This window comes from Bordetella tumulicola (assembly GCF_054779135.1).
In genome coordinates this window covers 90,970-104,100 of record NZ_BAAGYU010000003.1, presented here as the reverse complement: position 1 = coordinate 104,100, position 13,131 = coordinate 90,970, and the positions used below count along the sequence as shown (strand labels likewise).

Annotated in this window: 12 protein-coding genes; 7 read left to right on the top strand and 5 right to left on the bottom strand. The window is 55.5% G+C overall.

Going from position 1 to position 13,131, the window contains the following annotated elements:
- The first annotated feature begins 19 nt into the window (after positions 1-19).
- Both ACYVDM_RS00515 and nthB read left to right on the top strand, forming a co-directional pair.
- Positions 20-598 carry a nitrile hydratase subunit alpha gene (locus ACYVDM_RS00515; protein WP_415790704.1) on the top strand — a complete coding sequence of 193 codons (579 nt, stop codon included), beginning with the start codon at positions 20-22 and terminating at the stop codon, positions 596-598.
- Positions 599-619: 21 nt separating this feature from the next.
- Positions 620-1,240, top strand: coding sequence for a nitrile hydratase subunit beta (gene nthB / locus ACYVDM_RS00510; RefSeq protein ID WP_415790706.1), 621 nt, complete (start codon positions 620-622; stop codon positions 1,238-1,240).
- Between the two features lie 66 nt (positions 1,241-1,306).
- On the opposite strand, the gene ACYVDM_RS00505 is transcribed toward nthB, so the two are convergent.
- Both ACYVDM_RS00505 and ACYVDM_RS00500 read right to left on the bottom strand, forming a co-directional pair.
- Positions 1,307-2,653: an MmgE/PrpD family protein gene (locus ACYVDM_RS00505; RefSeq protein WP_415790708.1), complete on the bottom strand. Its 1,347-nt coding sequence runs from the start codon at positions 2,651-2,653 to the stop codon at positions 1,307-1,309.
- Between the two features lie 19 nt (positions 2,654-2,672).
- Entirely contained in the window at positions 2,673-3,662 is a 990-nt protein-coding gene (locus ACYVDM_RS00500; RefSeq protein ID WP_415790710.1) for a Bug family tripartite tricarboxylate transporter substrate binding protein, read from the bottom strand.
- Positions 3,663-3,864: 202 nt separating this feature from the next.
- Between ACYVDM_RS00500 and ACYVDM_RS00495 the strand changes: the two genes are divergently transcribed.
- Positions 3,865-4,767 (top strand): LysR substrate-binding domain-containing protein, encoded by a 903-nt coding sequence (locus tag ACYVDM_RS00495; RefSeq protein WP_415790712.1) that lies wholly within the window; start codon positions 3,865-3,867, stop codon positions 4,765-4,767.
- A gap of 58 nt (positions 4,768-4,825) precedes the next feature.
- Here ACYVDM_RS00495 and ACYVDM_RS00490 read toward each other — a convergent pair whose 3' ends face one another.
- From ACYVDM_RS00490 to ACYVDM_RS00480, 3 genes are all read right to left on the bottom strand, one after another.
- Positions 4,826-6,226: an MmgE/PrpD family protein gene (locus ACYVDM_RS00490; protein WP_415790714.1), complete on the bottom strand. Its 1,401-nt coding sequence runs from the start codon at positions 6,224-6,226 to the stop codon at positions 4,826-4,828.
- 26 nt (positions 6,227-6,252) lie between these two features.
- A complete protein-coding gene (locus tag ACYVDM_RS00485; protein ID WP_415790716.1) occupies positions 6,253-7,134 on the bottom strand; it encodes an alpha/beta fold hydrolase in 882 nt (293 codons plus the stop codon).
- A 184-nt stretch (positions 7,135-7,318) separates the two neighbouring features.
- Positions 7,319-8,023, bottom strand: coding sequence for a FadR/GntR family transcriptional regulator (locus ACYVDM_RS00480; RefSeq protein ID WP_415790718.1), 705 nt, complete (start codon positions 8,021-8,023; stop codon positions 7,319-7,321).
- Positions 8,024-8,314: 291 nt separating this feature from the next.
- Between ACYVDM_RS00480 and ACYVDM_RS00475 the strand changes: the two genes are divergently transcribed.
- The 4 genes from ACYVDM_RS00475 (at position 8,315) to ACYVDM_RS00460 (ending at position 13,123) form a co-directional block, all read left to right on the top strand.
- Positions 8,315-9,598, top strand: a complete 1,284-nt coding sequence (locus ACYVDM_RS00475) for a CaiB/BaiF CoA transferase family protein (protein ID WP_460475291.1) — start codon at positions 8,315-8,317, stop codon at positions 9,596-9,598.
- A 91-nt stretch (positions 9,599-9,689) separates the two neighbouring features.
- Positions 9,690-10,919, top strand: coding sequence for an amidohydrolase family protein (locus ACYVDM_RS00470; RefSeq protein ID WP_415790720.1), 1,230 nt, complete (start codon positions 9,690-9,692; stop codon positions 10,917-10,919).
- Between the two features lie 198 nt (positions 10,920-11,117).
- Positions 11,118-11,966 carry a MaoC/PaaZ C-terminal domain-containing protein gene (locus ACYVDM_RS00465; RefSeq protein WP_415790722.1) on the top strand — a complete coding sequence of 283 codons (849 nt, stop codon included), beginning with the start codon at positions 11,118-11,120 and terminating at the stop codon, positions 11,964-11,966.
- Positions 11,963-13,123, top strand: a complete 1,161-nt coding sequence (locus ACYVDM_RS00460) for an acyl-CoA dehydrogenase family protein (RefSeq protein ID WP_415790724.1) — start codon at positions 11,963-11,965, stop codon at positions 13,121-13,123. Before ACYVDM_RS00465 ends, ACYVDM_RS00460 begins: the two co-directional genes overlap by 4 nt.
- The last annotated feature ends 8 nt before the right edge of the window (positions 13,124-13,131 follow it).

Below are 13,131 nucleotides of genomic sequence, written 5' to 3'. Positions count from 1 at the left end.
ACCAGATATGAGTCGGCGTGTGGATGCGCTGATCGATTTGCTTCAAACCAAAGGGCTGTTCGACGAACACACCGTGTCGAACTATGAGCACAAGGTTACAGAGGAGTGGTCGCCTGCTATTGGCGCCAGGCTCTGCGCAAAAGCCTGGCTCGATCCAGAATTCAAGCAAGCCCTGTTGACGGATGGCAGGGCAGTCGCTGCTTCGCTGGGTTACCCCATGCCGGAGCACCACGCCAGTCTCGTCGTCAAAGAAAATACCGACGAGATTCACAATGTGATTTGTTGCACTTTGTGTTCCTGTACAGCCTTTACCATCATCGGGATGGCGCCGGGCTGGTACAAGGACGTGAACTATCGCGCCCGGATCGTCCGAGAAGGGCGCACCGTGCTTGCCGAGATGGGATTGACGCTTCCTGCAAACATGAAGCTGCGTATCTGGGACACCACGACGGACACGCGCTATATGATCTTGCCGATGCGTCCCCCCGGTACCGACGGCTGGACGGAGGATCAGCTTGCCGGCCTGATTACGCAAGATTGCCTGATCGGTGTCCAGCGCCTGGAGCCACCGTTCGGTGCATCGGCGGCATCTGTTTAATCATGGCTTAGGGGAGACGACATGGACGGCATGCATGATTTGGGCGGGAAACAAGGCTTTAGCCCCATCAATAAGGAAGGCAAGCGCACCGCTTTCAAGGCGGACTGGGAAATCAAAGCCGGTTCGTTAATGGGACAGATGGTGGGGCAGCGCGTTTTCAATATGGATGAATACCGCCACGCCATTGAGCGAATGGCACCTGCGCATTACCTTTCGGCATCGTATTTTGAGCGCGTCTTTACCGGCGTTGCGAGTCTCTGTATCGAAAAAGGCGTCATTACGCCTCAGGAGCTCGAGCAAGCGATCGGGGAGGCGGTCCCTTTATCCGTGCCGAGCAAATCGGGGCGTGCACATCAGGGTTCGTTGCCGGATCTGAAGATCGGCGATACGGTTCGCGTACGCAACCTGTTTGCACCCGGCCACATTCGCATGCCTGGATATGTTCGAGGCAAAGTCGGGACGATCGTCGGCGTTTCTCCCGCCTATCCCTATCCCGATGCCGCCGCACATGGTCTTGAAAGCGCCCGGCAGGTCTCGTTTGACGTCTGTTTTCTGGCCAGTGACCTATGGGAAGACGGAAGTGATTCCGCAGAGGTACATGTCGGGTTGTTTCATGCCTACCTTGAGAAAGTAGAGGGCTGATCTTGATTTGCAGAGGCCAGCGTCTGCGGCCGGACTTGGCGTCCGATGCCGCAGGAGCGCTGATGTTCAGACACTTGTCGCGATAATCCTCTGAATATCCAGCTGCGCCGGTTTCAAGAACAAATCGCAGATTTCCTCGGACGCTTCCGGGCCGCAATCCTGGTTCAACAGCAGACTGGATTTTTCCCGCAGTCTTTTATGGCGTTCCGCATTGTCGGCAGACCCCGACGGGTTCATGTTCAAGACCTTGCGGGGCACCCCGGATCGATCGATGATTTCGACCCAGCCGCAGAAATCCTTGGGATAGCGTTGATCCAGATCCGTATCCCTGACGATTTCGATGGCGTTGGCGAGGCGAACCATAGCGGGATCATGGCGCCGGGCCGCTTCGAAATCCTGGGGCAGTACAGAACCATGCAGGAGCGCGCTGGCTACGGCGTATCGCACGCTCATCTGTGCCTGCAGTTCGGAGCCGGGCTCGTATTGATAGCCGCACTGGATGTCCACGAGTGTTGGCACGCCCACTCGCACAGGGCCGTTCTGCGGCCATTCAGCGCGCAGTTCAATCGCCGCGTCCACATTTGCATGCGCGCTGCCGCAGCAGCTGTAGGGCTTGAAATTGGTTTTGGCGGCGTGCCAAGTGTCGCCCAGTGCGTGCAGCATGCGTGAGGCATCCGAGTGATCGGAAAACGCCTTCATCATGCCTCCGTCTTCCGCCTCGATGGCGTAGGCGGGGCCCGTCACGCCCTTGCGGGCCAGCTCTGCGGATACCACTCCGGCCCGCGCAGCCATGCCCGCATGCAGTCGTTTCGAATCGGCGCCGTCCAGGGTAAAGGCGAACAAACCGCTGGACTGCGTCGCCGCCAGCCCTAGAGCGGATTGGATCTGGTGCGGCTGCAATTCCAGCATGACGGCCGTAGCCGCCGCGGCCCCCAATGGACCACATACGGGGGTCAGATGCCAGCCTCGCAGACGGGTCTCGGCGGGCGATAGCGCCAGCGAGGTACGTATCATTACCTCGTAGCCGGCTGCCAAGGCGATATCCAGTCGCGCGGGGTCGACACCGTAGTGCTCGGCCACCGCGAATACCGTCGGAACAATGACGGCGCCCGGATGCACCTTTGCATTATGAAAGTCGTCGAGTTCCAGCGAATGGGCCGCCGTGCCATTGACCAGAGCAGCGTCTGATGGCCTGAGCCGTAAGCCATTTTCACCCCAAAGCGAGGCGCCGTGTGGCAAGTGGCTGTCTTGGGTGGCCCAGTCGCGGATAGCTTCGGACCAGGGGGTATGCCTGCCTCTGAGTCCCACACTGAACGTATCCAGCGCCAGATGACGCAGTTCTTTGTGGACAGAGCCAGGGATCTGATCTCGCGACAAATTCGCGAGCCATGCCGCCAAACTACGGGTAATCATGCCAAAGTCCCTTTTGATATCACTTGATGACAATGTTGGCTTCTTTCGCGAGCTGGCTTATTTTGTCGTGCTCATCTTGCTGCACCTTTGCCAAGTCCTGTGGCGAAGTGTCGGCAGGCTGGAACATCATCGTCTCGAAAACCTTGGTCACCTCGGGCGCGTGAGTCGCCTTGTTGATTTCGCTGGCCAACTGGTTCGCGATATTGGCCGGCAAGCCCGCCGGGCCCCAGACGCCATACCACGATGAGAACTCAAAACCTTTTACGCCGCTTTCCGCTACAGTGGGGACATCGGGCAGCTTGGCAATCCGTGACGCACTGGTCACTGCAATTGCTTTGAGCTTGCCAGACGCGACGTAGGGATAGGCTCCGGGCATGGGAGAGGCGGCGGCCGATACGTGTCCGGCCATCACATCAGTCAGTTGAGGCGCAGCACCCCGATAGGCCACGATCTGCATGCCGAGCTTCAGGTCGCGATTCAGCATTTCTTCCACCAAGTGGCTAGACGTACCGTATCCCGAGGTGGCCCAGGTAAGGGAATTCTTATTCGCTTGAGCCTGCGTTTGCATATCCTTTAGTGAATTAAGCGGCGACGTCGTTGCGGTGACGATCAGCAGTGGCACGGTGCCGATGCGTGCGACCGGCGTAAAGTCTTTCAGCGCATCATATTTAGCGTTTGCATTAACCAAAGGAAGATAGACTTGGCTGGACGCGTGCAAGAGCAGGGTATAGCCGTCGGGCTTGGCCCGCGCGACCTGTTCCGACCCGATCATGCCCGAAGCGCCAGGCTTGTTTTCGATCACAATAGGCTGACCTAATTGTTTCTGCAGTTGGGCCGTAACGAGACGTGCCACCGTGTCGACCGAGCCTCCCGGCGTGTAGGGCACGATGACCGTAATGGGCCGAGAGGGAAAGGCCTCTGGGGCGCCGTGCGCATGGGCTACCATCAATGAGGTCATTGCCATGGCAACGATTGGCAACACGCGTCGTGATCGATTCAGCTGATTCATTTTTGTCTCCGTAGGGATAATGGGGCGCGGAAAATAACTCCCCGGCACCGCTTTATTCGTCGCTGACAATCTAGGCTTCATCGTACCGCCGGTCCAATATTGTTTCGATACTCGAGTTATTTGTCTTGGATATAACCAACGACGCTATGATCGGCATACCATGCCGGGCTGGCATGATTGGTACTGTCAAGGGGAGTGAGTCATGCACGGTCCGGAAATCAGACATCTGCGCTACTTTGTGGCCGTCGCGGAAGAACTGAGTTTCAGCAAGGCGGCGGTGCGTCTGCATATGTCCCAGCCGCCGTTGTCGCAACAAATAAAGGCGCTGGAAGACGATCTGGGTGTACAGTTGCTTGAGCGTAGCCGGCGTGAGGTTCGGTTAACCGAGGCGGGCAAGATCTTCCTGAATGAAAGCCGAACGATTCTCGCGAGCTTACGCAGCGCAGTCGGTGCCACGATCAGGGCTGCCGAGGCTGACGGCGGCAATGTAAAAATCGGGTTTGTGACATCGGCGCTCTTGGATGTGCTGCCCAGCCTGTTGGCCCGCATGTCGAAGAGCTTTCCCGAAATCGAATTGAGTGTCTACGACATGTCATCACGAGACCAGGTCGAGGCGCTTATGCAAGAGCGCCTGGATATCGGAATCGTTCATTCTATCCCGGCCATTGCTGCGTTCAACAAACTGCCGATTTATTCCGAGCCTTTCATCCTGGCCATTCCAGAGGGTCATGAGCTCGAGAAAGAAGAGAAAATTACCGCAGCAGATCTTGAGAAATACCGCATTATCGGATTTTCGCGCGAGCACTCCCCGTCGCTCTATGACGCACAATTGGCATGCTGTCTGGCGAAGGGTTTTCGGCCTACCCTCGTGCACCAGGCAAGGACACCATTCACCGTTTTCCAGTTGATCCGTTCTGGACTGGGTATTTCCATCGTTCCCAAGCCCTATGCGCGTCTGCCTTTTCCCGGCATCGTCTTTAAGGACGTCGACAATAGTGCTGGTCACCTGCATCTCTACGCAGTATGGAGAGACGAGATTTCATCAGAGCTGATCAAGAAGGTCATACGGCAGGTGATGTACGAGCCATTTGTCGAGCGCGGATAATGCAAAAAAGCTTGGGTCGACCGGTGATCACCGCCGGACCATCGGTCCGACCCGGCGATTAGACTCGTGACATTGCCAGGATATCCAGCAGAGGCTGGATGTCATCCAATTGATCGAGGTTGCGTGTCAACGCAACTACGGCGTCGGCGTTATCCGCCGACAAGCAGGGCTTCACGATATGGCGGAACTTGTACTCGATCTCCGCCGGACTGAGCGGACTTTCGGGGCTTCCGCGACGATGTAGTATTTCTTTAGTGAACACGGAGCCGGATGTCGACGTTACTGTTACGACGGCTGCGTGCCGGAATGCAGGCCCCATGGCGTCGATCTTGGAATCGACACGAGCCGTCATGCGTGCAATAAGCGCCAGGACCCGGGGATCATTCAGGCGGTCTTGGTGATACTGTTCCACGAAAGCCATGCCATCGTAAGCCATCACTGCCAGACTGTAGAACAGGTTCATTTGTGCGGCGGTGACACCCTGCGCCTTGTATTCCCAGGCGCAGTGCACATAAGTCATATGACTGATGCCAATGTCGACCCCGACCAGATCGTCCGGCTGTAGATGGTGTTCTTTCATCAGTTGTGCCAGTGCATCGAGCGCCGCATGAATGCTGGTGACGCTGGCATGTGGCTTGTAGCCGATCTTTTCTGTTTCCCAGATGCTGCCCAGGCCATCGGTCAGTCGAGCGGCATTGGGCTTGCCCGAATAAGTACTTAGATAGCCGCCGTAGGGCGCTTCGAGTACATCCGTGATGCCCGTGAAGCCCTTGTCAGCCAGCAGCGCGGCATACACCCCGCTTTGTGCGGCGCGACCGGAATGGAACCGTTTGACCATTGCGCCTTCTTGCGCCGCCATCAGTCCGCCGGCCTGCGAACCGGCGATACCTAGCGCATGCTGCATAGCATGCGCGTCCAGTTCGAGCATGCGGGCTGCCGTCGTCGTCGCCACGAAAACGCCGGACGTTCCCTGGGGATGAAAGCCCCTGAAGAACAGATCCATGGTTGCCGCGTTGCCAACACGCGTGCCGATTTCATAGCCGGCCACGATCGCCGTCAACAGATCTCGGCCACGGCGCTTGCCTGTTTTCTCTGACAGAGCGATTGCGACAGGCAGAGCAATCGAGCCGGGATGGACGATTGACTCTTTGTGAATATCGTCCAGTTCGAACGCATGACCTGCGGTGGCGTTGACGAGAACCGCATCGGCCACGGAGGTTTTCCGTTCGGAACCGAATAGCGATGCTACCGGGAGGCAGCCTTGTTCTTCTACCATCGCCTGGACCTTCTGTGTCCAAGGCAATGTCATGCCAAACAGGCAGCATCCAATACTGTCCAATACGCTGGTCTTGATTCTTTCAATGACGCTCGCTGGAATTTGACGGTATTGCAGGCTGGAGGCAAATATGGCCAGGTCGCGCGTGGCATTGTCTAATAGAGAAGGGCTGGATTGAGTCATAGGCTGCGTGTCGCGATCTCGTCGGTTTAGGGCTGGTGGTGCGTTTGCGCAGCCAGGTAGGTGAGGATTTCCCGTATGACGGCTTCCGGTTGCTCGGGCAACAGCGCGTGGGCCGCATTCTTGATCGTCTTGTTGGTGACCCGCTCACCCAAATGATCCCTGAGTACGTTCGCGAAGCGCGCGGGCGCAATCACGTCGTATTCGGCCTGAAGATTCAGTATCGGCGCTGTACCACCCGCGAAAAAATCATCAACGGGCGTCCTTTTTTGCGCTAGCGTTTGCATCGTCATGAGTTCGGTATTCCATCCACCGAGCCAGACACTCGCATCATTGCCCGGCGCGAAAAAAACTTTCCGCAGACTCTCCAGCCGCGTCGCTTCGGAAAGCGCCATGTTCCCGCATACTTCGATCAGTGCCCGGGTTTCATGACTGATAGGGATGCCCTCGTCGCCTGCCGGAACTTTGCCGGCAGAGCCCGCCAAGAGCAGCAGCGCGCGTACCAATTCGGGCCGATCGGACGCGAGTGTTCTCGCGATCCAGTTTCCATGGGCATGCCCGATGATGAAGGCGGGGCCGCTTGCATCATGCTCAATGACCGAGGCGATATCCTCGGCCCAGTCATGCAACGTTTTTCCTTCCAGGGGGCCAGTACTCTGGCCATTGCCTCGTGGCTCGGGGCACAACACCCGGTAGCCGGCGTGGGCCAGTGGGTCCGCAATTTCAGCCAGGTCTTGCGCGCCGCGTCCCAGTGAGGGCAACATCACAATCAGATCGCCGCTGCCCTGTGCATAGACCTCCAGTTCCACCCCATTCGGTCGCCTTACCTTATAGCGTTTCGTCTCCGGGGCAGGGCTGCATAAGGCATCCGTGCCGTCTACCGAAGACGGGGAATAGGGAACTGGCTCCATGATTGCTCCTGCGCGATGTTCGAAATGAAATTGCTGTCTGCTCTATGGCACGTCACTCTAGAGAATTAACAATAGGGTGGCTAATACAATATTCGGCTAACAGTTATCCGATCCCGAAATAACAAGAGCTGTCGTTCCCCTGATAAGGATTCATGGGTGGTAGTTGTGCGCTGGTCAGCGCGTCTCACGCGGACGTGGGGGTATCCAACACTCCGTGCACGATGGTCAAGTACTCTTCCATTGCCTGGGTTGCGCCTGCCTCATCCTTTGCTCGCAATGATTGCAGAATGCGCATACGAATCGCCGGGAGTTCCGGGAAATGCACGCGGCCGGCTTCCTCGACAACTTGGAAAATAATATTCCCAAGCGAATCCATTAACAGGACGAAAATTTCATTGTGGGAGGCGGCCGCGATGAGACTGAACATTTCGAGGGCTGCCACCGCGCGTGGCTTCAGGTCGCTTAGGCTCTCAATGTATTCGAGATGCCGTTCTATAGCGTCGAAGTCTTCAGGAGTTCCACGCTGGCAGGCAAGTTTTACGACGACGCTCCATATTTGGATGCGCGCTTCTTTCAAGTTGTCGATCGAGATTCGACCCAGCAGCATGAAATCCCTAAGGGCCTTCGTCATTATTTGCGTGTCGCCTTCGCAAATAAATGCGCCGCCGTGCGCGCCCTTTTGAATGGAAACGATGCCGGAAATCTCCAGGGTTCTAAGCGCCTCGCGGACAGCCGGCCGTCCAACGCCAAAGGCCGCGGCGAGATCGCGCTCGCCTGGCAGTTTAGCGCCAGGTTTCAACTGCCCCGACGCTAACTGGCCGCGAATTTGTTCGCAAATGTCCTCGAACACTCGTGAAGTCCGGATCTCTCTAAAGTCAAAGTTCTGCATTGAATAGACCCACAATTGTGGAAAATTATCTGCGGTTCAAGCGCTGAAAGTTCTCGAGAATACCCCGCCCTGTGCGAATTCTACGCACGAATCAGGCAGTGTGCTGTCTCCGGCAGCACCTACGGCACCTAGTGACCACGAGGGTGCCAAGCTCCTCTTTACTACGTTGAACAAGGGTATACCCTACTACTGCACGGATTGATGATTACCATAGAATGGTAAGACATTTAAAAGATAAGTGCTATTGCATTCGAGTACCCGCTTGAATATCAATAAGTAGAGAGGCAACCAGTGATAGACATAGAAGCTCTTCTCCCACCTCATAAAGCCCGCGCTGTGGGGGCACCACATATTCTTGAGGGGGTGCTGGTAGTCGACTTTACGCATTATCTAGCAGGTCCACTGGCGACAATGATGCTGGCCGACTTGGGCGCGACGGTGATCAAGTTGGAGAAGCCGGGGCGAGGAGACGATTTCAGGCACTACCCGCCGATGCATCCTGACTTGCAGCAACAGGGCGCTCCTTTTGTCTGGTGCAATCGGAACAAGAAAAGTATCGCGCTCAACATGAAGGCTCGGGGAGCAAAGGAAATAATCGAAAATCTGATCGCCAAGGCAGATGTCGTTGTAGAGAATTTTTCTACGGGCGTGACTCAGAGACTCGGCTTCGATTACGAGGCGTGCAAGAAAATGAATCCCGCTGTCATTTACTGTTCGATCTCGGCATATGGCAGAAAAGGGGAGTTCGCCGACAGAAACGGCTACGACCCCGTTACGCAAGCGGAAAGTGGATTTATGTCCACTAACGGATACGGTGATCGGGACGGCGTGAGAACCACGACGCCCGTCATCGATGTCCACACAGGTACGTTAGCCTATGGCTCTATTTTGGCCGCCCTATATCACCGAGAGCGATCGGGCGAGGGCCAATATATCGAGATGTCTTTGTACGAGAGTGCGGTGCAAATGACTGGCTACTCCGGAATGCAATATCTATTCACAGGAAAAGATATTGGCCGGAATGCGAATGTGAGTCCCGACATTTGTCCCGCGGCGGTTTTCAAGTGCAAGGACCGTTCCTTCTATATCAATTGCGGCAATGACGCCCAATTTAAAAAGTTGGTCGGGCACGTCATGGGCCGTGAGGATCTGGCTACAAACAAGAATTATGAGCGTGGATCGGACCGGCTGGCGAGAAGAGACGAATTAATGAGCATCTTGCAGCAGGATTTCGAAAAACAACCTTGGTCCTATTGGGGGCCGAGGATCCGCAAATCGGGAGTGCCATGTGGTGAGGTTCGCCGAATCTCCGATCAAATTGTGGCGAAAGAGTCGAGGGAATTGAATATTCATTCTCGAATACCACACCCCCAGGCAGGATGGATTCCCAATTTCGCACCACCAGTTAGTTTTTCATTGACACCGACTGCTGATCCTCAAGTATCTCCATCGGTAGGAGAACACACGGATATTGTCCTGAAATCCGTCTTGGGATACGGGAATGACGTGGTGGAGCAGTTACGCCAAGAAGGTACGTTTGGCGAATCTCTCGTAGATGGCGCTGCGCAAATTTGATGACAAATTGCCTAAGGTGCGTCGGACGTTGTTTAGATCAACTGCCTGGATATGTCGTTTGTTTATTCCGTAAAGACTCTGGAGATATGCCATGACTGAAATGACTGTAAACGAAGAGAATAAATGGCGTCTCGTTACGCCTGGTTCAAACGGATGGGCGAGCAGTGTTCAACCTGGGGCGTCTAATAAATATCTAATGATTTCGGCGGACTGCCATGCAAATGAGCCGGCGAATTTATGGGCGGAACGCATTGATGAAAAATACCGCGATCGCCTGCCAAAGGTGTGGATTGATGATAAGGGCGTTCAGTGGCGAAAGATGGAGGCGTCCGAACAAGCCGATCGATTAGTGCTTTCTCGGTTGACGGGGGAAGACTTCCTACGCTCGAAGTCCGGTGCTGATCCTCTTGACAGGCTGAAAGATCATGCGCTCGATGGTATCGATGGCGAGGTCATCTTCCCCAACAAAGGGATGGGGATGTGGTACACGTTTGATCCCATCTTTGCTGCCGCGCAATGTGAGGTCTACAACACTTGGGCCTGGGAAACGTTTGGACAGTATGTCGATCGACTCTCGCCGGCGGCCGCGCTATCGACAGGGGATATAGAGGGTGTATTAGGCGAGATTGATCGCTGCCTGAAATTGGGCTTTCGCCATTTCACACTTCCCTGCAAGCCGATGTTCGGCCCACCGAAAACGGGCCATATTAATTACAACGACGTCGCTTTTGATCCAATGTGGGCAAGGTTTCAAGAGGCAAACGTTCCAATCACCTTTCATGTCTCCACCGGCAAAGACCCCCGGACCACGCGAGGTTTGGGCGGCGCCGTTGTGAACTATGTCGTTCATTCTCTCTCTCCCACCGCTGAACCGTTGATCACTCTTTGTGCGTCGGGTGTTATTGAACGGTTTCCCCATCTGAAGTTCGGCAGTGTCGAGGCTGGTATCGGCTGGCTGCCCTGGGCGCTTGATGCCATGGATGAAGCCTACTTGAAGCATCACTTTTGGGTCAGGCCAAAGCTCAAGCGGATGCCAAGTGACTATTTCCGATCAAACGGGTTTGCTTCTTTTGGAGAAGACAGGACCGGTTTGGCTCTCATGGAAACGTTCAACCTTCAAGACAACTGCATTTGGGCCAATGATTATCCCCACCACGAGGGAACCTGGCCTCACTCTGCCCAGGCTATCGAGCGGCATATGGGAGGACTCTCGGAGTCCAGCCGGCGCAAGGTACTGGGAGAAAACTCGGCCAGGATTTTCGGTTTTTCGGAAATGAGCGCTCGATACAAGGCGCAATCTGGGCCTGAACATCACGACTAGGGTTGGCTCAAAAAACAGATTACGACGGCAACGCGAGCCAATACGACCTAGGGCAATTCTGTGAGGGTTTCTCCCAATTTAACGCCTAATATTCTATTTTAGAATGGTCTGTCCATTAAATGATCTGTCCTCTATGGCTGGCGGGACGGATTCCTCAGGACTGCTTGAGTCTGTTTTTGGTTCCGATTTGGAAAAATAATGAACCTGAAAAGTGTCAAAGCGTTTTCAATTCCGGCAGGTAGCCAGTCTTTCTCGCGAAGGGATTCGATGTTGTATAGCCTGGGACTGGGTTACGGCGCGGATCCAGTGGACCCGGCACAACTGGCTTATGTATATGAGAAAGAGCAGAAGGTGGTCCCATCCTACTGCCTGGCATTGGCCTACCCGGGGCTGTGGCTTCGTGATCCATCGTTAGATATCGATTGGTCACATATCTTCAACGGTGAAGTTTCCTTCGAGATCCACGCACCCGTTCCCGCAGAGGGAAATGTCACGTCCACGAGCCGCATCGTCGCGGTGCAGGATAAGGGACGTGAAAAAGGCGCCACGATTCATTCAGAGCGGGTGTTGATGGGGGCTGCTGGCGAGCGGCTCGCCACCATTGCACAAACGGTCATGCTGCGAAATGACGGCGGTCAAGGCGGCTTTGGTGAAGCACCGGCCGTCGCACCCCTTGTGCCGGACCGGGACCCCGATCAGATAGTGGTACTCGACGCCGCGCGTAATTCGGCGCTGTTGTACCGGCTTAGCGGTGACTACCACCCGCTGCATGCCGACCCGCAAACCGCGCAAGCCATGGGCCTTAAAGAACCCATTCTTCACGGATTCTGCTCCTTTGGAATGGGATGCCGCGCGGCGATTGACGCGGTCTGCGATGGCGATCCGCTGCGTATCAAGGCGATGTCCGGCCGATTTGTCAGCCCGGTCTATCCAGGGGACAGCCTTCAATTCGAATTTTTCAAATCTGACATTGGGTTGCAGTGGCGTGCCCGTGTCCCCGCTCGTGAAATCATCGTCATTGACAGAGGTCAATTGGAGATCAAATGACTATAGCCAGACCGTTTTTTACCGAAGCCCATGATGCGTTCCGTGACACAGTCAGGCGCTTCATCGAGAAGGAGATTGCGCCGCATCATGCGCAATGGGAGATTGACGGCAAGGTGCCCCGCGAACTATGGCAACGCGCGGGCGAGCTCGGCATTCTGTGCCCGAGCCTGCCGGAAGAATATGGTGGTTCTGGCGCGGATTGGCTATTCGATGTGATTGTGATCGAAGAACTATGGCACGCGGGTATGAGTGGCCCAGGCAGTGCCTTCATGGTTCATGCGGAAATGGTCGCCTCGTATATTTACGCTTGGGGTTCCGACGAGCAAAAGAAAACTTGGCTACCAAAGATGGCTCGCGGAGAAGTCATCGGCGCTATCGGCATGTCAGAGCCCAGTGGCGGAAGCGATCTACAAAACATGACGACTCGCGCCGAGCGGGTCGGCGATGAATACGTGATCAATGGCCAGAAGATCTTCATCACGAATGGGGTCCAGTGCGACCTATTGATCTTGGCCGCAAAAACCGACTCTACAGCGGGAAAAAAAGGCATCAGCCTGATTCTGGTCGAGGCAGATCGACCGGGGTTCCAGAAGGCAAGGGCGCTTCGGAAAGTGGGCACCCATGCGCAGGACACTGCGGAACTGTTCTTCGCGGATTTGCATGTGCCGATCAGCAACCGGCTGGGCGAGGAAAATCGTGGCTTCAAGATGCTGATGACCAAGCTCGCTCAGGAACGCTTGTGCCAGGCCGTCAGGAGCACGACAGTCTGCGAAGCGGCGATTGAATGGACGGTGCGCTATACCCGTGACCGCAAGGCGTTCGGTAAAACCATCGCCGATTTCCAGAACACCCGATTCGTACTGGCCCAGCTTGATGCAGAGACCACGTCGGCGCGCATCTTTACCGATTGGTGCATCAGGCGGTTCATGGAGGGCGAGCTGAGCCCCATCGAGGCAGCCAAGGCCAAGCTGATTTCGACTGAACTGCAAGGAAAGGTGCTGGACCAGTGTCTGCAATTCTTTGGTGGCTATGGATACATGCTCGAGTATCCCATCGCGCGTGCGTTCATCGATGCTCGCTTGACGCGTATAGGCGGGGGCACGATAGAAATCATGAAGCAGATTATCAGCAATGACCTATTCGAACGCGTCGCGTAAGTCGATGT

What these genes read in the sequence shown, in the direction of transcription:
- nthB (WP_415790706.1), top strand. Translation starts at nt 620, where the DNA reads ATGGACGGCATGCATGATTTGGGCGGGAAACAAGGCTTTAGCCCCATC.
- ACYVDM_RS00505 (WP_415790708.1), bottom strand. Translation starts at nt 2,653, where the DNA reads ATGATTACCCGTAGTTTGGCGGCATGGCTCGCGAATTTGTCGCGAGAT.
- ACYVDM_RS00500 (WP_415790710.1), bottom strand. Translation starts at nt 3,662, where the DNA reads ATGAATCAGCTGAATCGATCACGACGCGTGTTGCCAATCGTTGCCATG.
- ACYVDM_RS00495 (WP_415790712.1), top strand. Translation starts at nt 3,865, where the DNA reads ATGCACGGTCCGGAAATCAGACATCTGCGCTACTTTGTGGCCGTCGCG.
- ACYVDM_RS00490 (WP_415790714.1), bottom strand. Translation starts at nt 6,226, where the DNA reads ATGACTCAATCCAGCCCTTCTCTATTAGACAATGCCACGCGCGACCTG.
- ACYVDM_RS00485 (WP_415790716.1), bottom strand. Translation starts at nt 7,134, where the DNA reads ATGGAGCCAGTTCCCTATTCCCCGTCTTCGGTAGACGGCACGGATGCC.
- ACYVDM_RS00480 (WP_415790718.1), bottom strand. Translation starts at nt 8,023, where the DNA reads ATGCAGAACTTTGACTTTAGAGAGATCCGGACTTCACGAGTGTTCGAG.
- ACYVDM_RS00470 (WP_415790720.1), top strand. Translation starts at nt 9,690, where the DNA reads ATGACTGAAATGACTGTAAACGAAGAGAATAAATGGCGTCTCGTTACG.
- ACYVDM_RS00465 (WP_415790722.1), top strand. Translation starts at nt 11,118, where the DNA reads ATGAACCTGAAAAGTGTCAAAGCGTTTTCAATTCCGGCAGGTAGCCAG.
- ACYVDM_RS00460 (WP_415790724.1), top strand. Translation starts at nt 11,963, where the DNA reads ATGACTATAGCCAGACCGTTTTTTACCGAAGCCCATGATGCGTTCCGT.